This window comes from Ruminococcus sp. AM31-15AC (genome assembly GCF_003462045.1).
GTDB lineage: Bacteria > Bacillota > Clostridia > Oscillospirales > Ruminococcaceae > Hominimerdicola > Hominimerdicola aceti.
In genome coordinates, this window is record NZ_QTYG01000039.1 from 1 (window position 1) to 23,897 (window position 23,897).

Sequence of the window (23,897 nt, forward strand, 5' to 3'; positions counted from 1 at the left end):
AACTTTAATTATATGGAGGAAACTTTATGACAAAAGAATTTGATTATTCACCGATCGACAAAATTCTTGAAAATCATGAAAAAACAGCGGTCATAGCCATATTGCAGGACTTTGTAATCAAATTTAACTTTAATTATATGGAGGAAACTTTATGACAAAAGAATTTGATTATTCACCGATCGACAAAATTCTTGAAAATCATGAAAAAACAGCGGTCATAGCCATATTGCAGGATATTCAGGAGATATATCACTATCTTCCAAAGGAAATATTCCCATATCTTGCAAAAAAGCTTGGCACAGGCGAAGCAAGAATATACAGCGTTGCGACCTTTTATGAGAATTTTTCTCTCGAGCCAAAGGGCAAATACGTTATCAAATGTTGTGACGGCACTGCCTGTCATGTAAGAAAATCTATACCTATTCTCGAATATCTCAGAGGAGAGCTTGGTCTTAGCGAGAAGAAAACCACCACTGACGACCTGATGTTCACAGTAGAAACTGTTTCATGTCTTGGTGCTTGCGGACTTGCCCCTGTTCTCACTGTGAATGATGTTGTTCACCCTGAGATGAATCCTGACAAGGCTGCGGCTCTGCTTAAGGAACTGAGAGAAAAGGAGGCTGAATAATATGCTGCTGAAAACGAAATACGATCTTGACAACGCTCGTGAACAGTATGGTAAGCTTGTTGACAAGCAGGCTAGAAAAGTGCTTGTTTGCGCAGGTACAGGCTGTGTTGCAGGCGGTTCGCTGAACATATACCAGAAGCTTATAGAAACTATCTCCGCAAAGGGATTGGAGTGTGTGGTAGCACTTGCTGACGAGCCACATGATGATGATATCCACGATGGTGCTATCGGCGTAAAAAGAAGCGGCTGTCACGGCTTCTGCGAAATGGGTCCACTTGTTAGAATAGAGCCGGAGGGCTGGCTTTACACTAAGGTGAAACTTGACGATGTTGACGAGATAGTTGACAAGACTATCTGCAATGGCGAGTGCGTTGAAAGACTATGCTACAAGAAAAACGGTGAAATATATCGCCAGCAGTCAGAAATACCATTCTATAAGATGCAGCAGCGTATCGTTCTTGAACACTGCGGTCACATTGACGCTACTTCCATAAAGGAATATCTTGCTATAGGCGGCTACAGAGCCTTTGAAAAGGCACTTCTCAATATGTCACCTGAGGATATCCTCAACGAAATGACAGAATCTAATCTTCGTGGACGTGGAGGCGGAGGATTCCCTCTTGGCAGAAAGTGGACAAGCGTTGCAAAGCAGAAAAGCCCTACAAAATACATAGTCTGCAATGGTGACGAGGGTGACCCTGGCGCATTTATGGATCGTTCTATCATGGAGGGCGACCCGCACAGACTTCTTGAAGGCATGATGATAGCCGGTATCGCAACAGGCGCAAAAGAGGGATATATCTACGTTCGTGCAGAATATCCGCTGGCAGTATCACGTCTTAAAGGTGCGATCGCACAGGCTGAGCAGTTTGGTCTGCTTGGTGACAATATACTCGGCACAGATTACTCATTCAGGATACATATAAACCGTGGTGCAGGCGCATTTGTTTGCGGTGAAGGCTCTGCCCTGACGGCTTCTATCGAGGGCAAGCGTGGTATGCCTAGAGTTAAGCCGCCAAGAACTGTTGAACATGGTCTTTTCAACGAGCCTACAGTTCTCAACAACGTTGAAACGCTGGCTAACGTGCCTGTTATCATCAACAATGGTGCAAAATGGTTCAGGAGCATAGGTCCTGAGAACTCCCCTGGAACAAAGGCTTTCGCTCTTACTGGCAACATCTCGAACACCGGTCTTATTGAAGTGCCAATGGGAACTTCTCTCAGAAAGGTAATATTCGATATCGGCGGCGGCATGAGAGGTGACGGAAAGTTCAAGGCTGTTCAGATAGGCGGTCCGTCAGGCGGCTGTCTTGTTACACCTAACCTCGATATCCAGCTTGACTTTGACTCGCTGAAAAAAGTCGGTGCTATGATCGGCTCAGGCGGACTTGTTGTTATGGACGATAAGTCCTGTATGGTAGAAGTTGCAAGATTTTTTATGAATTTCACCCAGAACGAGTCCTGCGGAAAGTGCGTTCCGTGCCGTGAGGGTACAAAGAGAATGCTTGAGATACTTGAGCGTATCGTAAACGGTAACGGTCAGGAGGGAGATATCGAACTGCTTCTTGAGCTTGCCGACACTATCTCCTCAACTGCTCTCTGCGGTCTTGGAAAGACGGCTGCATTCCCTGTTGTATCTACAATAAAGAACTTCCGTGAGGAATATGAAGCTCACATAAGAGATAAGAAGTGTCCATCAGGCAACTGCAAGAAGCTTGTGACATATCAGATCGACCCTGAGATATGCAAGGGCTGTTCAAAGTGTTCAAGAGTCTGTCCTGTGGGTGCGATCAGCGGTGAGATCAAAAAGCCGTTCAAGATCGACACCTCTAAGTGCATAAAGTGCGGAGCTTGTATTTCCAACTGCCATTTCAAAGCTGTCAAGGAGGTTTAATTTTAGCTATGAATAAAGAGTTTATGATAATCGACAATATCCCCGTTGCTATAAACGGTGAAAAAAATCTGCTTGAGCTTATCAGAAAGGCAGGCATCGAGCTTCCTACATTCTGTTACTATTCTGAGCTTTCAGTATACGGTGCCTGCAGAATGTGCATGGTGGAAAACAAGTGGGGTGGCATGGAAGCCGCTTGCTCAACTCCTCCGAGAAACGGTATGGAGATATACACAAACACACCAAGGCTGAGAAAATACCGCAAGATGATATTGGAACTTCTTCTTTCAAATCACTGCGGCGAATGTACGACCTGCGATAAAAACGGCAAGTGCAAATTGCAGGAGCTTGCAGCAAGATTTGATATCCACAGGGTACGTTTTGACAATCCAAAGTCCAAGCCTTGTATCGATGATTCTTCTGTATCTATCACCAGGGATGCCAACAAGTGTATCCTCTGCGGTGACTGCGTAAGAGTGTGCAACGAAGTACAGAACGTTGGTGCAATAGATTTTGCATTCAGAGGTTCAAAAATGAAGGTAGCCTGCTCATTTGACAAGCCTATAGGCGATTCAAACTGCGTTGGCTGCGGTCAGTGTGCGGCAGTCTGTCCAACAGGCGCTATAATCATAAAGAACGACAGCCACAGACTTTGGAAAGAGCTTAATCAGGAGGACACTATTGCAGTGGCTCAGGTAGCTCCGGCTGTAAGAGTTGCAGTGGCAAAAGAGTTCGGCTACAACGGTGAGAACGTTATGGGCAAGATAGTTGCAGCACTTAGAAGAATAGGCTTCAACTACATTTTTGACACATCTACAGCCGCAGACCTCACTGTTATGGAGGAGTCAAAGGAGTTTGCAGACAGGCTTGCAAACGGCGGAAAGCTCCCGCTGTTCACATCATGCTGTCCTGCATGGATAAAGTATGCTGAGAACGAGTATCCTGAGATACTGCCTAACATTTCCACTTGCCGCTCACCAATGCAGATGTTTGCTTCCGTAATAAACGAGAAGTTCAAGGGCGAGGGCAAGAAGATACTTTCTGTTGCTGTTATGCCTTGCACTGCCAAAAAGGGAGAAGCCGCAAGAGATGAGTTCAAGGACGAAAACGGCAAACCACTGGTTGATTTTGTCATCACAACTCAAGAGCTTATCATGATGATAAAAGAAGCCGGTATCGTGTTCAACGAAATAGAGCCGGAAGCTGTTGATATGCCGTTCGGCACTATGACAGGCGCAGGTGTTATCTTTGGTGTAACAGGCGGTGTAACAGAAGCAGTTATCAGACGTGTTTCCACAGACAAATCGCTTGCTTCCCTGAGAAATCTTGCATTCGAGGGCGTAAGAGGCTTCGAGGGCATAAAGGAGCTTGAAGTACCTCTTGGCGACAAGGCTATCAAGGTCTGCGTTGTAAACGGACTTCGCAATGTTGAGGTCATAATGAACAGAATGAAAGCTGGCGAGCATTTCGACCTTATCGAAGTTATGGCTTGTCCGAACGGCTGTATAGGCGGCGCTGGTCAGCCAAAGGCTACTATCGACGAGAAGAAAGAGCGCAGTGTTAATCTTTACAATGCTGACAAGCTTTGCACTTTGAAACGTTCAGAAGAAAATCCGCTTATGGATAAGCTTTACGAGGGTATCCTCAAGGGCAGAGAGCATGAACTGCTTCATGTAAGCTATGTAAAATAACAAAATAGCATAAATAGCGAAAGGCTGCACGAAACTGTGCAGCCTTTTTTGTGTGTCGAAAAACTATAATAAAGGGGTGATCTGAGGTCGCCCCAACATATGAACAGCGTATTTACATAAATTGTAGGGGACGGCGCCCTCGACGTCCCGCTTATTTAGGACGTTGTCAATAAGCTCAAGTTTGCACGAAATTGTGCAGCCTTTTTTGTACGGATTATTTTATTATGATATATCCTCCACCTTGACAGCTCTCTTTTCATTTCTGTAGTTGACTACCTCTCCAAAAGTGCAGTATATAACAGAGAACACAGGAACAGCGATGAACATTCCGAATATGCCGAAGAGGTTTCCGCCTATGGTGATAGCGAAAAGTGTCCATAGTGACGGCAGACCAACCGAGTTTCCTACCACCTTTGGATAGATAAGATTGCCCTCAATAGCCTGAATAATGAACATGAACAACAAAAACAGCACAGCCTGCTTGAAATCCGTCACGCATATAAGCAGGAAGCCCACCACATAGCCAAGAAAAGCTCCCACAATAGGGATAAGTGCAGTGCAGGCAACGAGTATGGCAATAAGCACTGCATTCGGGAAACGGAAGATAGCCATACCAATACCGCAAAGGGAGCCGAGGATAATGGCTTCCGTGGTCTGACCCACAAGAAAGTTCGCAAAAGTGTCGATAGAGCGACGGCATATACGGCTTATGCGGTCAGTGATACGATTGCTGAGAAAAGCACGGCTTATGCGCTTGCACAGGTCTTTGAGCCGCTCTTTTGCGGCAAGCATATAGACCGCAAAGCAAATGCCCAAGAAGAAGTTCACAAGACCTGAGAAAAGATCTGTCACAAAGCTTACAGTGGAGCTGAGTGTGTTCAAGATCACAACGCCGTCTTTCAGCCAGCTTGTAACCTTATCGATAATATCAGCAGTGCTTATATTCATTCTGTCAAGCCACCCTGCTATCTCAGGGGAATTGTTGAGCTTGTCGGAAATATTTGAAATAAGTACAGGGATATCGTCTGAAAGCTGAGAGAAAGTCTTTATGAGTGCAGGGATAATAAGCCAGCACACAAGTGCCACAACGCCTAGACAAAGCAGAAAGGTCAGCACTATCGAGCATGGTCTTTTCAGCGTTTCCACAGTTTTGGCATATTTCTCTTTTTTAGGCTTCTTAAAAAGCCTCTTTTCAATGCCTGACATTGGCACATTTAGGATAAATGCGATTATACAGCCAAATATAACAGGCTTCAAGACCCCGATCATTACGCCCAGAAGTCTAAAAAACTTATCATAGTTGGTCAATCCCCAAAAAAGCACCACGCCAAGCACCACAAGGGCTGCATTTTCTTTGAATTTTTTTGTGAATTTCATTAGTTTCTCCTTACAAAAACGAGCTGTACAGCCTTTGCCGTACAGCTCTCAAATCGCTTAGAAATTAATGTTAAGGCTGAGATACTGTCCGCTCTGATAGAGATAGATCAGATATACCACAGACGCATAGATAGTCACAACAGCGACTATCAGTGATGTAATTGCAGCGAGAATGTTCAGTATCGGGATAAATGCCACAACAAGGCACACTGCCATGACAATAAGGCAGGTCTTGTTTACATTCCACACATGGTCGCCCTTGTTTGCAAGTCCGTAGTTCTTCACATCCCTGAGCAGGTCGCCTGTTGATTTGCAGATATAATAAAGCACCGCTATGTTCATTACATTGCCGGCAAAACTCAGAACACTTGATATCGCATTATTGTCAATAAATGTGTCAACTATTGAAAAGATAAGATCAGCCACTGTGAAAACAAGAGCTGTCTGATAACCATTATGGTCTTTTGAAGCTTCAAGTATTCCCCATACATTGAAAATAGTTGCGGCTACGGTACAAGTCATCAAAAGAAGTGTGCCTATCCCCGGTATAAAAGCAAGCGGAACTCCTATAACACCTATGATCTTTGCCAGAAACACCTTTTTGATACCGCTTGCGGCATTTGGATATTTTACCATTTTATTACCCCCTATATTTCGATTTCTTAATCAAGTTCGATATTCATTATCGGCTGTGAGACGTCTGCGCCGGCAGGTACCATTGGAAGAACGTTTATATCCTTGTTGATGATAACGTCCACAAGGCAAGGCTTACCGCATTTGAGTGCCTTTTCAAGCATTGGCTTTATCTCGGATTTCTTTGTTATCCTTATGCCCTCAACGCCAAATGCGTCGGCAAGCTTCATAAGGTCTGTTCCTCTTTCGATATTCGTCTGAGAAAATCTCTTGCCGTAGAAAAGTCTTTGCCACTGTCTTACCATTCCGAGAACGTCATTCTCGAAAACGAGCTCAACAAGCGGTATCTTATGCTTTGCAAGTGAAGAAAGCTCGTTGCAGTTCATGAAGAAGCTTCCGTCGCCTGCGATGTTTACTACAGTTCTGTCAGGGTTGCCCACCTTTGCACCCATTCCTGCGCCAAAACCGTAGCCCATTGTACCAAGTCCGCCGCTTGAAGCAAAGCTTCTTGGACACTTGAAGTTATAATACTGTGCAGCCCACATCTGATGCTGACCGACTTCTGTGGAGATGATAGCTTTGCCGTCTGTAAGTCTGTCAAGCTCCTCGATAACGTCCTGCGGAAGCACCTCGTCCTCGCTCTCGATAGGCACCATTCTCAGCGCATACTGCTTTTTCCAATCCATAACAGTATTCATCCAAGCCTCGTGCTTCATATCAGGAAGCAGCTCGCAAAGCTTTGCAAGGATATACTTAACGTCTCCAGTAACATGGCTGTAAACATCGATATTCTTGCCTATCTCGGCAGGGTCTATATCAATATGTATGATCTTCTTATCCTTTGCAAATGTCTTAGCGTTGCAAAGAACTCTGTCGGAAAATCTCGAGCCAAGAACTATCATAAGGTCACATTCGCTGAGCGTCATAGCAGCTGTCTTTGTGCCATGCATACCAAGCATACCGATATAGCAGTCCTTAGTATTGTTAAGTGCGCACTGACCCATAAGTGACAATGAAACAGGTGCGTCCACTTTTCTTACGAACTCAGCCATTTCTTCCGTTGCGTCAGCAGAAACAACTCCGCCGCCTGCGTAGATAAAAGGCTTCTCAGCATTCTTTATAAGCTCTGCCGCAGCAGCTATCTCCTCGTTTATGCCCTCAGGATTGTGATTTACTACCTTCTTAGGCTCTTTCTTCTCATAGACCATAAGTGCGCCTGTGATATCCTTTGGAATATCTATAAGAACAGGACCCTTTCTGCCCTCGTTTGCAATATAGAAAGCTTCTCTGATAATGTCAGCAAGCTCCGCAGGGTCTTTCACAATGTAGTTATGCTTTGTGATAGGCATTGTTATCCCACAGATATCTACCTCCTGAAAAGAGTCAAGACCAAGCAGATCTCTTGTTACGTTTCCTGTAATAGCCACCATAGGGATAGAATCCATATAAGCTGTGGCGATACCTGTTACAAGGTTCGTAGCACCCGGACCCGAAGTTGCGATAACAACGCCAGTTCTGCCTGTTGTTCTTGAATATCCGTCAGCCGCATGGCAGGCAGCCTGCTCATGGGCGGTGATAACATGGTGTATCTTATCAGAATATTTATACAGCGAGTCATATATGTTTAGAACTGCTCCGCCCGGATAGCCGAACACTGTATCGACGCCCTGCTCCAGCAAACATTCAATTATAACGTCTGAGCCACGTAACTCTTTCAACATTTTTTATTTCCTCCAAATTACAAAATACATCTAAGATCATAAAAATATATCAATATATGATTATACTATATCTGCTTTAAAAAGTCAATACTTTCATTCATTTGGCTCATAAGCTCGTCCACCGTATCAGAGAAAAGCTTTGCTTGCTCGTCAGGCTTCTTTTCCTCTAAAGCTTCCGCCTTTTCAGGCTTCTTACTTTCAAGCATATCCTGCACGCTCACTGTCTTTTCCACAGCCTTTTTTGCTGTGAGCGTTTTAAGCTCATGATCGTCAAGATAAGGCTTTATGCCCACAACGGAAACATTGTCAGTTCCGCCGTTTGTGAGAGCAAGCTCCATTATAGCGCCTAGCTTTTCAGAAACAGAAAGGTCAAGACCAAGCCCCACCACCATTTCTTCCTCAGAAACGTAATCCGACACGCCGTCTGACACTATGATTATCATATCGTCAGGTTCTTTGCCAAAATCAGCCACCAACGGTGTTTGTGCCACATCAGGTTCATTGAGAGTGCTGCCGATAGAAGATATTATGGCATTCTGATACTGTGGCTCAAGCTCTGACACATCTTCTATCCTGCCATGCTCATACATATATCGTGCATAGGATTGGTCAACGGATATCTGTCTGATAGTGCCGTTCACATAGCGGTACATTCTGCTGTCGCCAACGTTTATGCACATTGCTCTGCTTTCCTCGTCCACTGCAAGGCAACACAGGGTGGTCTGCATATTTGCAGCGTTTTCAGCCCTTACGCCCTGCTTTTTTATTTTGTTGTGAACATCGATAAGCGTTCTTTTCATATCCACCCCTGAATTATATTCAAGAATGGAAAGATGCCTTAAACAAAGCTCTGAGGCGACCTCTCCTGCATTTTCTCCACCAACGCCGTCGCAAACGGCTGCAATAAAAGGAGCAGCGACAGTTGATTCATAGCTGCCGCTGTTGATGACCTCGTGGTCTATTAAAATGCAGTCCTCATTCTGTTCACGGTAATTTCCCTTGTCTGTTATTCCGAAAATATAATAATACATTTATTATCACCGTCTGAAAACTGGTATCGTGCTGTTATATCATATCTGCAACAAGACTGCCCATTTCCTTACAGCCAACGAGCTTCGTGCCCTCTGACATGATATCGCCTGTTCTGTAGCCTGCCTCAAGCACCTTCTTGACAGCATTGTCGATAGCGTCTGCTTCCTTATCCATATCGAAAGAAAATCTCAGAAGCATTGAAGCTGAAAGGATAGTTGCGATAGGGTTAGCCTTATCCTGTCCTGCGATATCAGGTGCAGAGCCGTGGCTAGGCTCATACATACCGAACTTTGTGTCATTCAGTGAAGCGGAAGCCAGCATACCAAGTGAGCCTGATATCATAGCGGCTTCGTCTGAAAGGATATCACCGAACATATTCTCTGTAAGGATAACGTCAAACTGCTTAGGATCTCTTACAAGCTGCATTGCGCAGTTGTCAACGAGCATATGCTCAAGCTCGACTTCTGGATAATCCTTAGCTACCTCGTTTACTACCTTTCTCCAAAGTCTTGAAGAATCAAGAACGTTAGCCTTATCAACGCTTGTAACTTTCTTTCTTCTCTTCATTGCGATGTCAAAGCCACGGATAGCAATTCTTCTTATCTCGTTCTCGTTATATGTAAGAGTATCAACGGCAGTTTCAACGCCGTCAACGTTCTCTGTCTTTCTTGCACCAAAATACAGACCGCCTGTAAGCTCTCTCATTATCATCATGTCAAAGCCGTCGCCGATTATATCGTCCTTAAGAGGGCAAGCTTCTCTAAGCTCAGGATAAAGATTTGCAGGACGCAGGTTGGCGAACAGACCAAGCTCTTTTCTTATTTTCAGAAGTCCGGCTTCAGGTCTGAGGTTCGGAGCAAGCTTATACCATGGTGAAGTGGAAGTATTTCCGCCGATAGAGCCAAGCAGAACTGCGTCTGAGTTCTTTGCTATCTCGACAGCCTCGTCTGTAAGCGGAACGCCATATTTATCTATAGAACAGCCGCCCATAAGGATATCAGTATAAACAAACTTATGACCGAACTTTTCAGCAACCTTGTCGAGGACCTTCTGTGCTTCTGTTACTATTTCAGGGCCTATCCCGTCGCCCTTTATAACTGTTATTTTCTTTTCCATGTTATTTTTCCTCCTCAGAATTTAAAGTCGAAACGCTTATCTCGCAGGAATAGCTCTGCTTTTCGGCTGTCATGAACAAAATGCCTGTATAGACCGAACACTCGCCGTCAATAAGCTTCTTTTTGCAATAATCGTCAGCAGCCATGCCTTTGAGCTGATACTGCATATAAGTGTCAGCCGTATCAGTGCCGTCAAAGTTCACCTGACTATAGTCTATCTCCTCGCCGTCCATATAATATGACCAGTAGTAAGACAAACCGTCAGAGCCTTTGATCTTTATGCTGTTGGGTGAAACAGTGCTGTCTATGCTTGCTTCGTCTATATTCGCCCAAAGTCCGTTGAAAGTGGAAAATCCAGCACCATTTATCTCAGGCTTATTGCAGGCAAAGGTCTTTGTTGTAACGCCTTTTTTATCGGTCTTTTCGTCCTTTTCCACAAGCACTATACTGCTGTTTGAAGCAGTTGCCCTTGCAAAACTGCCGCCAAGCTTTCTGTTTATCTCTGCAGAGCTTAGGGTCAGGTCTATCTTGCTGCCGTCCACCATTACCATAAAAGGCAGAAAATCCTTGCTGCTGTATTCAAATTTACCGCTGCTCTCCTCTTTTTTCGAGCAGCCTGCGCTGCACACCAGCATTACCCCTGCTGCAAGTGCCGCAAATAGCTTTTTAGCTTTCATAGCTTCACCCCTTCATAGAAACAGTTCAAGGGCGACCCCTTTTGAGAGATCCCCCTTAAAGCTTCAAAATATCTTATTTAAGTGAGTTAAGAAGACCATTGCTGTTGATGATATTGATAAGAAACTCAGGGAATGACTGACCCTGATAAGTCTCATTCTTGGTCTTGTTCGTGATAACGCCGCTGTCGAAATCTATCTCCACCTCGTCACCATTATCTATCTTCTCAGCAGCTTCCTCGCACTCGATGATAGGAAGTCCGATATTTATAGCGTTTCTGTAGAATATTCTTGCGAATGTCTTTGCTATAACGCAGGATATTCCGCTCGCCTTGATAGCAGCAGGAGCATGCTCTCTTGATGAACCGCAACCGAAATTGCTCTTTGCTACCATTATATCGCCCTTCTGAACGTTCTTTGCAAAGTCAACGTCAATATCCTCCATGCAGTGCTGCGCAAGCTCCTGCATATCAGGTGTGTTGAGGTATCTTGCAGGGATAATAACGTCTGTGTCTACGTTATCCCCATATTTATGTACTTTTCCGCAAGCTTTCATTATGAAAACCCCTTTCGTCAAACTTTATCAGCCCTGCTTGAACTCTGACGAATGGAATATATTTTCTCCTATCGCCTGTTTTCTAAGCTCTTCATATATCTTTTCAAGATACGGGCCGTCTATAGTATCCTTGTTTCTTGTAATAAAATAGCAGATCTTTACCTTGTGGAACATTCCCTCTTTAACGAGAGCATACACAGGTGTACCCCCGATATTGGAGGTATAAAAGGTATTGAAGCCCTTCTTGTCAATAAGAGCCTGCGTCATTTCCACGGTAAATGTATTTTTGTCATGGAGTTCCTGAATGATCTCGTCAGCCTTCTCCTCACGCTGATAGTCATTTAGTGAAGTTCCGTACTTCTTTGTAACAATACTAAGAAGTATATCGGAGAATATTTCCCTAAGATAATTTTTCATCTGTTCTCGCTCCCAAGTCGTATATGCGGTCATGCCGCATATCAATTATTCCCCCAACGCAAGATCTGTCAGCTGATTTTCTCCCCGAATATCACATAACTTCCGACGGCTGTGAGATCTTGCCTGTCACAGCTGAAGCGGCGGCAACGTAAGGTGAAGCCAGATAAACCTCTGATTCTGGGTGACCCATACGTCCCACGAAATTTCTGTTTGTTGTTGCAACGGCTCTTTCGCCCTTTGCAAGAATACCCATATGTCCGCCAAGACATGGACCGCAGGTAGGTGTAGAAACCGCACAGCCTGCATTTATGAATATCTCCAGCAGACCCTCTTTCATAGCCTGCATATATACCTTCTGTGTGGCAGGGATAACGATACATCTAACGTTCTTTGCCACCTTTTTGCCGTCAAGTATCTCAGCGGCACATCTCAGATCCTCTATTCTTCCGTTCGTACATGAGCCGATGACCACCTGATCTATCTTGACCTCCGGGATATCGTCAAATGTTCTTGCGTTCTCAGGCAGATGCGGGAAAGCGACTGTAGGCTTTATCTGGCTGAGGTCGATAGTATATTCAGCCTCATACTCAGCGTCATCGTCAGCCTTGTATATCTTATACTCTCTGTCTACCTTATCCTTGATGTAATCAAGTGTAACATCGTCAACTGCAAATATGCCGTTTTTTGCACCTGCTTCGATAGCCATGTTAGCCATGCAAAGCCTGTCCTCCATGGAAAGGTTCTTCAGACCCTCGCCTGAAAATTCCATAGACTTGTAAAGTGCGCCGTCAACGCCTATCATGCCGATTATATGAAGTATAACGTCCTTAGCGGCACTATACTTTGGAAGCTTGCCTACGATATTGAACTTGATAGCGGCAGGGACTTTGAACCAAGTCTTTCCCTTTGCCATGCCTGCGCACATATCTGTTGAGCCGATACCTGTTGAGAATGCGCCAAGTGCACCATATGTACAAGTATGTGAGTCAGCGCCGATAACGCAGTCGCCTGGAGCGACAAGTCCTTTTTCAGGAAGCAGAGCGTGTTCAATGCCCATATCGCCAACGTCGAAATAATTCTTTATGTCATACTTTGAAGCAAAATCACGGCAGGTCTTGCACTGTGTAGCGGATTTGATATCCTTGTTAGGTGCAAAGTGATCCATGACCATTGTGACCTTATTCTTATCGAAAACATCTGTGAAGCCCGCTTTATTGAACTCGTTTATAGCCACAGGTGACGTAACGTCGTTGCCGAGAACCAGGTCAAGGTTCGCCATTATAAGCTGACCTGCCTTGACTTCGTCAAGACCTGCGTGGGCTGCCAGAATTTTCTGAGTCATTGTCATACCCATTTAATATTACTCCTTACTATCAGATCTCAGAGCATACCAAGATCCTTTATTTTTTATACCCATTTATTATACCACTATTTTGATGTTAATGCAAATACATATTTATTATATATCTATGAATAATATTTATACTAAACGTTTGAATATATCTATGAATAATATTTATACTAAACGTTTGAGATATGAACATATCTCTTTTACATTTACATATAAAATGCGAAAATTTTAATCACATTTTAAACAATAGCACTGCGTATCAACTGAAATATCTTTCACAACATCACAAAATACTAACATTCACGGGAAAATACCGTCAGCCCTCTTGACTTCATTTGCATGGCATAGCTGTTCTCTTTCTGCGAAAAATAATATTACAAAGAAAAAAGGAGGAAACGGCAATGAAGATGAAGTCAATGATAACAGGCGTTTCAATGGCGATAGCCGCAGGAACAGTGGCTTATGCAGTCACAGAGGCGACATCAAGCGAAAAGAAAATGCTCAAAAGCCGCACAGGACGTGCTATCAGAGCTATCGGTGACGTAATGGACGGCATTTCAATGATGATGAAATAGCCCTCATGCAGGAGCGTTCCATGGTGGTAACGCTCCTGTTTTTTGCATTTTTAACTCTGACTTATCTTTTTCAGCAGCGTAAGAGCGTCGATAACATCGACCTTTCCATCACCGTTCATATCCGCACGCTTTAGCTGAGCGGGATCAAGCTGCGTCTTGCCTGCATTGTAACGCAGCATGAGCAAAGCGTCCACAACTGTCAGATACTTGTCACCATTCACGTCTCCCTGCTGCAGGGTCTGTGAAGCGGCTTTTCTTGTTATTTTTATGGTGTACGTCCGTTTTACACCGCTTGCCGCTGTGCAGGTGACCTTGATGGTATTCTCGCCCGTTTTAAGGCTCACCTTTCCGTTTCCTGATACCTTTGCACTTTTGCCCAGCGGATTTGCATTAACAGTAACAGAAGAAACCTCCGCATTGACTTTGGCAGTATAGCTTGCGGTAAATTTATCAAATTTTGGCGAAATGCTCATGCCTGAAACGCTGAGAGATTTAAGATAATTGTTGTTATCTCCACTGCTTGTAGGCTTTGGGCAAAGTTTATCAGGCATATTGTTGTAAACAGGTATCTTGAACTCCATTGCACTGTTCAAAATATCCTGAGAATAGGCGTTTTTTAGGCTTATTGCTTCATTCGCCTGACCGAAAACGCAGGTCATATACTGATGATAATAAAGCCCGTTTCCGCCGTCTACCATATCAAATTTTTGCAGATAAAGGGTATCCTGACCCTTTGTTATGTAGCCTGTGCCTAAAAATATCGAGCCGCCTACTATGGACTTGTACTGATTTGTCCAAGGAAGAAGATAGGTCGGATTAGTAGTCTTTGCATATTTGCAGCCCATTTCTGCGGCTGTCATGGTAGAGGTCGCATAAGCCTGAATGTCAAAGAAGTTGAAATAATTCTCATAGCCTTTCACAGTACCAAGGGATTGCGGCGCACCATTTACGCCCTGCTCGTTTCTGCACCTTGAAGCAAGATGATAAGGTGAAACGCCCGATTTCTTTGCAGCGTCCATAAAGGTCTGCGAATATGTATACTTTTTCTTTGTGTCAGGACAAGTGTAGCTTCCGCTCATAAAAGTGTCTGCAAGAATAGTTTTTACACCACTTTCCGTCTGATACGAGGGATCATATGACTGATTTTCAAACATGAAAATGTATGTATCGTTGAGAAAATTTCTCGGATCCATATAATACATTATTATCTCTTTTGAAGCCGCCACCCACGAGCCGTCAAGCCCATACCAATAACCGCCTTTAAAATCATATGCACCCTTTTCCATTGACTTCCAAGAAGCCAGTGCCGACGAGTGGACAAGGTTTCTGCCCACAACACATTCTTCCTTTAACGCAGTGTTCCAATTCACGCCAAGCTTCTGAGCGGTAAATATCCACTTTGGGTGCTGTTCATGGAGCGTTCTAAGATATGGTTTATAGCTTTCAGGAAAGCCCTGCTTTGTCATATAGCTCTCAAAATCAGCGTCAGAACTGCTCTGCGAACCGCTTGATGTCAGCTGAACATATGCCGCCGAAACATAGCCCGTCACATTGCCGCATGATATCTTATACCATTTCGCACCGCTTGAGTCGGTGGTTTCGGAAAGTATAGTCAGGCTGTCGCCATAGCTTACTGTGCCTGTTTTAGAATAGCCTGTGCCTGCACCGCTGCGAACGTTCAGAACGTCTGCCGTACAGCTTCCCGTCATATTTGCCGCTGAAGCCGTCAAATATGAAGCCGCCATTGACGCTGCAACAGCAAATGACAGGATATATGAAATCATCTTTTTTATCAACTCGTTCACCTCAGAAGATATAGGCAATACCTCAACAAGGCACGCCTATGTATAAGTCCTTATTTTTACACACATTGGTTTGTACATTTTTCTGTATCAAGTACAAAACTTCACCCTCATTATAGTACATTTCTCAGTGCTTTGTCAACAGTCTTTTTGATTCATAAAAAATTTACATTTAGTAAAATGTAGCTTTCACTTAAAAGTTACAGATTTATTACAGCCTATTTAGTGGCTTTGCTGTTGTTCGGTACATACATATTGTGACACAAATGCTCTCATTATAAATATATCCAAAAAAATATGCTTATTTTCGCTGTTTTGACTATTGACGTGTTACTTTATATTGTGATATAATCCTATTACGATAAAGGTAACAGAACTTGTAATATTTTATAATGAAATATTACAAATTAAAGACAAAACAATAGTAAACAAAATTAATCAAGAGCAAAATACTGACAGAAAAACACGATTTTGCAACGGAGGTATCAAATGAAAAAACTGAAAATAAACAAGATGGCGCTGTCGGTGGCAACAGCGTTTCTTATGCTCACGAGCATTGTTTCCACAGTGGCTAGTGCATCAGGCGGAAACGAGATAAAGCTCACAAGCGACAAGAATTTTGCAAAGGCAGGCGACAGCATAAACGTAAAAGCGAGCCTTGAACCTGATAAAACAGGCGTTGCAGGCTTCACTATAGACCTGCATTATGACCCGTCAAAGGTAACAGTATATGTGCCGACCGATGAGGAGAGCGAGAGTACATACAATGTGGGAAGCAAATTCTCTGTTATAACCAACTATGTTGCTTCATCAGGCACTATAAAAATAGTCGGTGCAAACCTCACGGGTTCTAATATAAAGGACAGCACAGACCTTGCCCTTGCGACTTTCAAGGTAAAGGACGGCGTAACAGGCAAGATAAACTATTGGGTAGAGGTTGAAACAATGGTGGCGGAAGCTGACGGTGGATACAAGTCAGTTTCATACTCAGCACCTACAGAGGGTTCACCGCTCACTGTCAGTGCAGGGGAGGAGATCACAACAACTCCTGCAACGACCACTACGACTGCTTCATCTAAGGCTGAAGCTACTACAACTACATCAAAGTCGACCACAACTACAACGACGACTACAGCGAAGACTACGACCAAGTCCGAAGCGACTACCACAACTACGGCTAAGTCTGAGAAAGTTACAACAACTACAACAAAGCCTGCTGAAACCACCACAACGACTACAACAGCAAAGAGCGAAACTCAGACCACTACAACCTCAACATCTGCACAGCCTGAGTCCGAACCGCTTTTCACACACAAGCAGGGTGACGCTGACTTCAACAGCGAAACTTCCCTTCAGTTCGGTTTCAAGCTTTCTGACTACATAACAGACTATTCACAGCATTACAATGTAAAGGTCAACGTAAAGTCATCAGGCAACGCAAGCGGTGCAGTCGGTGCGTTGGTTGACGGAAGCTGGTCTGCACAGAGCACGAAGCTCACAGGTGGCGAGGAAGCACAGTGGATATACTCAGATCTTGACCCTTCAAGAACAAGTGACGAGGTTTTCGTACAGCTTTATTACTTAAAGGCAAATGCAGATTTTCAGATAGCTTCCGTGGAAGTAATGCCTGTCAAGGAAGCAGTTGACACATCAGCCGTTACAAAGGTCACAGCGGCAGAACCAAAGCCTGCTGACGATACAACGACCACAACTACTACAACAGCAAGCACAGAACCAAAGGCTGACGAAAACACACAGCCTGAAAGCACCACCACAACAGCAGCCAGACAGCCTGAAAATGTCGGTGCGGCTGTTACTACAGTAAGCGAGGGAGACAGTTCTCAGGAGCTTACAGGATCACAGGCAACAGAAAAGATACAGCAGATAGTTGACGAGGCCTCATCGCAGGCTGACAGCTCAAAAGTAAATCCGTCAACAGGCGTTGAAGTGACAAAGAACATTCTCACTGTCATTGCCGCAGGATATGTTATTTTTGCGATATTTGCAGTTATCTTCAACAGATTTGCCGCAAAGGACGAAGAATAATAACCGAATATATTTCTTTAGGCTATAAAAACGGACGTTTCCATCGGAAGCGTCCGTTTTTCGTCAGGAACACCAAGGGGATAGTGTGATCCTGCATTTTATTGATCTTCTATAACAGGCGGAATGAAATTCTCTAAGGCGCTGAGAAGCTTCGGGTGTCGTATAACAAAATGTATAGCAGGCGCGTTACCCTTTGATATCATCGCCCACTGACCTTCATGGATCAGTATTTGCAAATTGCAGAAGGTCTGCCGCTTAGCATATTTAAGGCTATAGTTTTCATGTGTCTGCGCATAGCGTTCTGTGCTTTTTAAATGTGCAGAATAATCATCATAGCTGTAAAGAACATCACTGGCACAGAATACACCAGACAGGTCAAGGGCATGGGGACGTGTTTCAAATTCCTCTCGGGAAAGACAGCATATCTCGTCCTCTATGGTCATGGTTTCCAGTATGCTCTCAACTCGCTTTTTACGCTCGTTGACATAAGCTTTTATATCTCTGCCCCGGCGGTCGTCAATGCCGTTTCTGTCAAGTATACTATTGAGCAGGTCATTATCCATAGTATAAACAGGCAGAGCAGATAAAATACTCCTGCGCCCGCCACGTCTGTGAGAATCGGCAGTGAGAAAATCGCTGAAATCTTTTTTCCGGTCACTTCGGTATATCTCCATAAGCGGGCAGGCGTTTGAAAGCAGATCATTGGCACGTTTACGATAATATCCAAGCTCCTTTTTGGACTTGGTCAGATAATATCTGCCCTCGCTGTGAAAGCCTGCCACGGCTTCCCCTGAAAGAGCCGCCGCACCTGATACCTTCAGCAAATGCAAAAAAGCATTATTCTGTACGTTTTTCAAATAGTAAGGCGCTATCTGCCCCGTCATATACATCGGTATCCAGCTTTCAAGACCAAGCATCATATCATCTAAGGAGCGGTCAAGATTATGTATCTGACAAAGGTGCAGACCCTTTTTAAGCATCAGAGCCATACCGAACATCCACTTCTTCGGAAATTCGGGATCATCAGCCATTTCCTTCATAGGCATATCACTGTACATTATCACAGGCTCATTAGAACGTGACAAGACTGTGGCTTTCAGAAAATCAAGCTCACTTTCCATCATTTCCTTGATGCCAAAATAACTTTTTGACACAGGAAGCTGAAAAGGCAAAGCAGGTACTTTCATTTCATCAAAACGTATCACCTTTATGTATTCGTTCAGGTCAAACTCATCAAGCTTATCAAGAAACTTTTCAATTCCACCGCTTTTTATCTCTCTGCTCTGTCTGGCATGATCGCTGAACAGCCATTTGCATATCACTTCATAACGCTGTGACACATCCTCTATATCACTTTCATTACAGCCCACAAGCTGTGCGACCGCTGATATCTCTGTGGGAGTTCTAAGCTCCCTTGCAGTAAAGTCTGCTATTGCGGCGACAAAGCGTTCAGGGTCGGCAGGCTTTCTAGTACCGTTCCGTATACGGAAAACGGTGGAAACATCATAATTTATCTCCTTGCACATACGCTTGATGTTTATATCAAGGGCTGAGATAAGGGTATTGAAATTTTGCCGCATAGACTCTCTGTCGGCAGGTATGATATCTTCACAGTCAAGAAAGGCTCTTTTTATGTTCTCCCTTGTCATATCGCCATAGCCTTTTTCCCTTGCCACAGCCTCAAGAGCGTTGCAAAGCCCGTCAAACGCCACAGTGTCTATCTCAGGTATTCTCTCTCCGCTTCTGTATCTGCTAAATGTTGAGGGAGATATCCCTGACAACTCACAAAGCTCCTTTGCCGTGCAGGAAAGCTGTTCTATATACTTACCAAGCTGTTCGCAAAACTTCATTTTAACGATTCCTCCCGCTGTCATATGGTATTACGTTAATTATATATCATATTTATCAAAAAAGGAAGTCCCCCACGATATATAATTTCAGAATTGGCATATGACTATTATGAAATAAATCACAAATTTATTCATAGATTTGTTATAATGTGATAAAGGATATCACATTAGGGAAAATACAAAGTAATGGAGGTGTGCTTATAGGATAATAACGAACATGAGAAAAAATATAATATCAAAAGGAGATGTATATTATGAAAAAAACAACCACAAAACTGCTGACAGCCTTGCTTACGCTGTGTATAGTGCTGACACTGATGCCGATGACAGCGTTTGCAGAATCCGGAACGTATGCTGTTGAATTTTACCCCGGAGATCATGGGAGCATGACCAAAAACGACCAGATCCCGTTTGTATATTATGGCATTGACGATGATGTTAACAAGCCATACTACTACAAGCTGAATGTATCCGAAACAGAAATTCTCAGCTTTGCCGACAGCATCATCAATGTTTTGTCACCAAATCCAGGCTATGAGTTTTCCTACTGGACTGCCGATGCTGCCGTCTACCAGGTCGGCGGCGATACTGCCATTCCCGCTGGCACCGCTCTTTCCTCTGATCAAATACAGAGCAAAATTACCGTGAAAAGTGATGTGACGTTCACAGCTCACTTTAAGCAGATATCTGAATATCCTGACGAATCAGAGATCACCAATGCCACCATTGAAGATGTTAGGTTTAATTATGGGGCTGGCGAAGCACCTATAATGTCGGCTTTTGTAACACCGGTAGACTATGAAAAATACGATGTGGCTTATGAATGCTGGCAGCAATTTGAAAACAACGAACCAGTTGCCGCATGGTATTCTGACAATGGTTCGCACGGATCTTTGCCAACCTTCACAAAATTTGAAGGCGGCAAAAAATATGTGTATTCCCTTATGCTTAAACCAAAAGACGGATATTCCTTCAGCAGCAAAACTATAGTTACTGTAAACGGGCAGAAAGTGTCCGCACATTTCGTCGATGGCTTCATGTATGTCCCGGCTGTTAAAACGATCACTGCATCTACGGTGACAGTCATCGATGTAGTGGAGATAAATGATGTCACCGTCAGCTTCAAGGACGGCGACAAACCCGTATTCACCGGCGATGTACCCGACGGCAAATACTACTACCGAGCTGAATGGTGGGAACTGGACAGCAAGACCGGTGCGATTTCTGCGGATTTCTTCAGCGGCGCTTATGAAAATAAGATAACCACTTTTGAAAGTGGAAAGACATATCATTACGGTGTGTATGTGGTATCTGAAGGATTTGTTGAAAGTGAAAATACCTCTTATGTATTCGGACCCAACACCAAGCTTAAGATAAACGGCGAATTTGTAAATTACAAACGCTATGAAAATGATACGAGCGACGGCTCTGACGGCACCATGTGGGTCATCACCGACCTTACTATGACGCCAAAGGCAAATGATACAAGCTCTGACAGCAGCGATACAAACTCAGACAGCAAAGACACAAGTTCAAATAACAGTGGCACAAGCACAAACAGCAACTCAAATACTAACAGCAAGACCCCTGCCAAGAACAACGCAGGAAGCACAAACCCTAACACAGGCAATAATGTTGGCGGCATACTACTTACATTCGTTATAGCAGGAAGCGGACTTGTAGTTGCAGGCAGAAGATCACGCAAAAACAAATAACAACATGAGCTGGCAAAAAACGGACGTTTCAAAGCGAAACGTCCGTTTTTTATATCCATATCAAATTTACTTGTTCTGTGCCTTAAAGATAACGCCCGTCACCTTTGGACCTGCGTTTATTGCAATTGCCGCACCTATTTGGAAACACTCCACAGGCGGATAGCCCACCTTCTTCGTCATAGCCTGTGCCATTTCGTCCCTGACGCTCTCGTCATTGCCGTAAACGATGCAGTAAGGTGTCTGCGGTATCATTTCCTTTACAGTCAGGTCAAGTATCTTTGGCACAATAGCCTTGTCGCCTCTTACCTTTGTTTCTGTAACGATAGCATGGTCATGTATCCTCATGATAGGTCTAAGACCCATTACCTCGCCCACAAAAGCAGCCGCAGACGGAATCCTTCCTGACTTCTTTGCATATTTGAGTGTATATGGTGCAAAGAAAATAACGCAGTTCTTTATCCAGTCCTTCATAAATGCCACGATATCAGCCGCAGGAACGTCCTTTGTGGCTTTCATTGCGCCCTGAACTACTGCATAACCATACGCTCCTGTGTAGCTCTCGCCGTCTATATTGTATATAGTGAACTTGCCCTTTGCCTCAGGGTGAGCGGAATAAAACTCCTCTGCCGCCATAACAGCGTTGTTGTATGTTGCCGAGCCTTTTGAGTTTATGGTAGTGTTTATAACATCAGTATAGCCCTCGCTGTAGAGCTTCTCAAAAGTTTCCTGATATTCAAAGGCTGTTATCTGCGATGTAACAGGTATGCCGTCAAAATCGTCAAGCATTTTGTAGAATTTCTCGTTGTCGAAATCTATCCTTGATGTGTAGCTGTCATCACCCATTGCCACCTTGAAATTCATTATCTGGATATCCAGCTTCTTTTCAAGCTCCTCAGTGATATCGCTCGCTGAGTCGGTAAGAAATTTTATTTTTGCCATAAATTCACCCTCCGTTTTTTATTTATTTTATTCGTCCCATGTATATTGCGTCAGCTTGCCCTCTCTGCCAAGGTCGGGATAATCCCACTGTCTTAACACCTCATAGCAGGCTATCGCCACTGAGTTTGAAAGATTAAGACTTCTGAGCGTTTTTCGCATCGGTATCCGCACACAGCTTTGTGGATTTTCATAAAGCAGTTTCTCAGGCAGCCCCTTGTCCTCTCTGCCGAAAATTATATACACTTCCCTATCCTGCGGATAATCCACATCTGAGTGTACCATTCTGCCCTTTGTGGTAAAGAAATAGAACTCGCCGCTGTTCTTAGAAAAAAAGTCGTCAAGGTCGTCATACTCATGTATCTCCAGCTTATCCCAGTAATCAAGCCCTGCACGCTTTAGCTTTTTGTCGCTTATCTCAAAGCCGTAAGGCTTCACAAGATGCAGTGCCGCACCTGTCACTGCACAAGTCCTTGAAATATTGCCTGTGTTCTGCGGTATCTGCGGCTCTACAAGCACAATATTAAGTCTGTTCATCTTCGGTAACACTTCCAGATATCACAAATTCGTATAGTCCCTAAGCTCCTGATAGCTTGTGAGCCAAGGAAGCTGACCCTCCAGCATAAGACCATCTGTCCATGGGGTCTGGTAGCTGTACGTAGTCTTGACAGTAAGCTCTGTGAACGCTGTGGCTCTGTTCATTGCGATAGGCAGACTGTCACCCTTGAGAAGTCCTCCAATAAGAACACTTGTGAACATATCTCCCGTTCCTGAATAGTGTGCAGGAACATAATCATTCTTTATTTTCCAAAAGCTGTTATTTTCTTTATCATAGCCTACAGTTGACATTCCGCCGTCTGCAAGATTTACGCTTGTGATAACAACGATCTTTGCGCCCTGCTTTGAAAGCCTTACAAGCCATGATTTTATCTCAGAACTGCGCATTGAAGCCGTAGGATATTCCTCGCCAAGAAGTATAGCCGCCTCTGTGAGGTTAGGCGTGATTATATCCGCCACCTTTACAAGCTCGACCATACGGCTGCAAAGCTCCTTTGTGTAGGTCTTATATGCCTTTCCGCCGTCACCCATAACAGGGTCTACGACCTTCAGGGCATCAGGAAAAGCCTCGAAAAACTCAAGGCAGTGGTCTATCTGCTCGCTTGAAGCTAGGAACCCGCTGTACACACAGTCAAATTTCATATCCATTTTTTTATAGTGTTCCAATGCAGGCTTCATAAAGTCTGTAAGATCCCTCATAACAAACTCGCTGTAGCCGGTGTGTGCCGAAAGCACAGCCGTAGGCACAGGACACACCTGAATACCCATAGCGGAAAGCACAGGTATCACAACTGTTAGCGAACACCGGCCAAGACCTGATATATCCTGAATAGAAACAACCTTTTTACAACCCTGCATAATAAAACCCTCTTAAAAAATACTCATAATCATTATTATAACATATCCATCAGGATTTTTCAATAGCCCATGGCTTGCCGGCAATATTTTTTTTGTAGTGCTACAATAGATATTGGACAAAATTAAGAAAAAAGAAAAGAGAGATAGACAAAAATCTGATAAAATAAAGTTACCACACCAAATTCAAATCAGAAAGGAAGCCTATCTCTCATGAATAGTATAACACAAGATATGAAGTTTCGTCAATCCTTAATGAATTACGCAAAGAAATATGGAGTGAGCCGAGCGAGCAGAAAATACAATAAATCACGTTCATATATATATTTCTGGCTGAAACGCTGGGACGGAAGTGTGGAGTCCCTTGCAGTTAAATCACGCCGACCGCATCATCATCCCAATGAGCATACCAAGGAAGAAATAGATCTTATCAAAAGGTATCACAAACGGAACCCGACACTTGAGCTTCCCGAA

At 43.9% G+C, this 23,897-nt stretch carries 21 protein-coding genes and 1 pseudogene; 8 read left to right on the forward strand and 14 right to left on the reverse strand.

What is annotated here, in order from left to right; translation table 11 throughout:
• The first annotated feature begins 26 nt into the window (after window positions 1-26).
• Genes DW793_RS15690 through DW793_RS10635 form a run of 4 tightly spaced genes read left to right on the forward strand, consistent with a single transcriptional unit; the run spans window position 27 to window position 4,210 of the window.
• Window positions 27-155, forward strand: coding sequence for a hypothetical protein (locus DW793_RS15690; RefSeq protein ID WP_290126983.1), 129 nt, complete (start codon window positions 27-29; stop codon window positions 153-155).
• Window positions 152-628 carry a complex I 24 kDa subunit family protein gene (locus tag DW793_RS10625; protein WP_022288457.1) on the forward strand — a complete coding sequence of 159 codons (477 nt, stop codon included), beginning with the start codon at window positions 152-154 and terminating at the stop codon, window positions 626-628. Before DW793_RS15690 ends, DW793_RS10625 begins: the two co-directional genes overlap by 4 nt.
• 1 nt (window position 629) lies before the next feature.
• A complete protein-coding gene (nuoF, locus tag DW793_RS10630; protein ID WP_181984009.1) occupies window positions 630-2,522 on the forward strand; it encodes an NADH-quinone oxidoreductase subunit NuoF in 1,893 nt (630 codons plus the stop codon).
• 8 nt (window positions 2,523-2,530) lie between these two features.
• Window positions 2,531-4,210 (forward strand): [FeFe] hydrogenase, group A, encoded by a 1,680-nt coding sequence (locus DW793_RS10635; RefSeq protein WP_038670850.1) that lies wholly within the window; start codon window positions 2,531-2,533, stop codon window positions 4,208-4,210.
• 222 nt (window positions 4,211-4,432) lie between these two features.
• Here DW793_RS10635 and DW793_RS10640 read toward each other — a convergent pair whose 3' ends face one another.
• From DW793_RS10640 to leuC, 9 genes are all read right to left on the reverse strand, one after another.
• Window positions 4,433-5,587 (reverse strand): AI-2E family transporter, encoded by a 1,155-nt coding sequence (locus DW793_RS10640; RefSeq protein ID WP_118158054.1) that lies wholly within the window; start codon window positions 5,585-5,587, stop codon window positions 4,433-4,435.
• Window positions 5,588-5,644: 57 nt separating this feature from the next.
• On the reverse strand, window positions 5,645-6,223 hold the full coding sequence (locus DW793_RS10645) for a hypothetical protein (RefSeq protein WP_118158055.1): 579 nt from the start codon (window positions 6,221-6,223) through the stop codon (window positions 5,645-5,647).
• A 26-nt stretch (window positions 6,224-6,249) separates the two neighbouring features.
• Window positions 6,250-7,941, reverse strand: a complete 1,692-nt coding sequence (gene ilvB, locus DW793_RS10650) for a biosynthetic-type acetolactate synthase large subunit (protein WP_118158057.1) — start codon at window positions 7,939-7,941, stop codon at window positions 6,250-6,252.
• Window positions 7,942-8,006: 65 nt separating this feature from the next.
• The gene (locus DW793_RS10655; RefSeq protein WP_118158059.1) at window positions 8,007-8,972 is read right to left on the reverse strand and encodes a PP2C family protein-serine/threonine phosphatase; all 966 of its coding nucleotides are present in this window, start codon (window positions 8,970-8,972) and stop codon (window positions 8,007-8,009) included.
• Between the two features lie 34 nt (window positions 8,973-9,006).
• The gene (leuB, locus tag DW793_RS10660) at window positions 9,007-10,089 is read right to left on the reverse strand and encodes a 3-isopropylmalate dehydrogenase (RefSeq protein WP_118158061.1); all 1,083 of its coding nucleotides are present in this window, start codon (window positions 10,087-10,089) and stop codon (window positions 9,007-9,009) included.
• Window position 10,090: 1 nt separating this feature from the next.
• Window positions 10,091-10,765: a hypothetical protein gene (locus DW793_RS10665; RefSeq protein ID WP_118158063.1), complete on the reverse strand. Its 675-nt coding sequence runs from the start codon at window positions 10,763-10,765 to the stop codon at window positions 10,091-10,093.
• 73 nt (window positions 10,766-10,838) lie between these two features.
• The gene (gene leuD, locus DW793_RS10670) at window positions 10,839-11,318 is read right to left on the reverse strand and encodes a 3-isopropylmalate dehydratase small subunit (protein ID WP_022288466.1); all 480 of its coding nucleotides are present in this window, start codon (window positions 11,316-11,318) and stop codon (window positions 10,839-10,841) included.
• Between the two features lie 27 nt (window positions 11,319-11,345).
• Entirely contained in the window at window positions 11,346-11,735 is a 390-nt protein-coding gene (locus tag DW793_RS10675) for a hypothetical protein (protein WP_022288467.1), read from the reverse strand.
• 91 nt (window positions 11,736-11,826) lie between these two features.
• Window positions 11,827-13,089 (reverse strand): 3-isopropylmalate dehydratase large subunit, encoded by a 1,263-nt coding sequence (leuC, locus tag DW793_RS10680; RefSeq protein ID WP_038670838.1) that lies wholly within the window; start codon window positions 13,087-13,089, stop codon window positions 11,827-11,829.
• A gap of 398 nt (window positions 13,090-13,487) precedes the next feature.
• On the opposite strand from leuC, the gene DW793_RS14680 reads away from it, so the two are divergent.
• A complete protein-coding gene (locus DW793_RS14680; RefSeq protein WP_022288469.1) occupies window positions 13,488-13,661 on the forward strand; it encodes a hypothetical protein in 174 nt (57 codons plus the stop codon).
• A 50-nt stretch (window positions 13,662-13,711) separates the two neighbouring features.
• Here the strand turns inward: DW793_RS14680 and DW793_RS10685 are convergent, their stop codons facing one another.
• Window positions 13,712-15,457, reverse strand: a complete 1,746-nt coding sequence (locus tag DW793_RS10685; RefSeq protein ID WP_147342192.1) for an SH3 domain-containing protein — start codon at window positions 15,455-15,457, stop codon at window positions 13,712-13,714.
• A 495-nt stretch (window positions 15,458-15,952) separates the two neighbouring features.
• Here DW793_RS10685 and DW793_RS14685 point away from each other — a divergent pair, with 495 nt between their 5' ends.
• Window positions 15,953-17,509, forward strand: a complete 1,557-nt coding sequence (locus DW793_RS14685) for a cohesin domain-containing protein (RefSeq protein ID WP_181988346.1) — start codon at window positions 15,953-15,955, stop codon at window positions 17,507-17,509.
• Window positions 17,510-17,607: 98 nt separating this feature from the next.
• On the opposite strand, the gene DW793_RS10700 is transcribed toward DW793_RS14685, so the two are convergent.
• Window positions 17,608-19,359 (reverse strand): helix-turn-helix domain-containing protein, encoded by a 1,752-nt coding sequence (locus tag DW793_RS10700; protein ID WP_118158067.1) that lies wholly within the window; start codon window positions 19,357-19,359, stop codon window positions 17,608-17,610.
• A 254-nt stretch (window positions 19,360-19,613) separates the two neighbouring features.
• On the opposite strand from DW793_RS10700, the gene DW793_RS10705 reads away from it, so the two are divergent.
• On the forward strand, window positions 19,614-21,074 hold the full coding sequence (locus tag DW793_RS10705) for a hypothetical protein (protein WP_147342193.1): 1,461 nt from the start codon (window positions 19,614-19,616) through the stop codon (window positions 21,072-21,074).
• Window positions 21,075-21,140: 66 nt separating this feature from the next.
• Here DW793_RS10705 and DW793_RS10710 read toward each other — a convergent pair whose 3' ends face one another.
• From DW793_RS10710 to DW793_RS10720, 3 genes are read right to left on the reverse strand one after another with little or no spacing between them, the layout of a single operon-like run.
• Window positions 21,141-22,013 carry a DegV family protein gene (locus tag DW793_RS10710; protein ID WP_117928050.1) on the reverse strand — a complete coding sequence of 291 codons (873 nt, stop codon included), beginning with the start codon at window positions 22,011-22,013 and terminating at the stop codon, window positions 21,141-21,143.
• A gap of 27 nt (window positions 22,014-22,040) precedes the next feature.
• Window positions 22,041-22,547, reverse strand: a complete 507-nt coding sequence (locus tag DW793_RS10715; RefSeq protein WP_038670830.1) for a tRNA (cytidine(34)-2'-O)-methyltransferase — start codon at window positions 22,545-22,547, stop codon at window positions 22,041-22,043.
• A gap of 21 nt (window positions 22,548-22,568) precedes the next feature.
• Entirely contained in the window at window positions 22,569-23,426 is an 858-nt protein-coding gene (locus DW793_RS10720) for a pyridoxamine kinase (RefSeq protein WP_038670828.1), read from the reverse strand.
• A 210-nt stretch (window positions 23,427-23,636) separates the two neighbouring features.
• On the opposite strand from DW793_RS10720, the pseudogene DW793_RS15430 reads away from it, so the two are divergent.
• Window positions 23,637-23,897 (forward strand): annotated as a pseudogene (locus DW793_RS15430) (helix-turn-helix domain-containing protein); the annotation flags it as partial.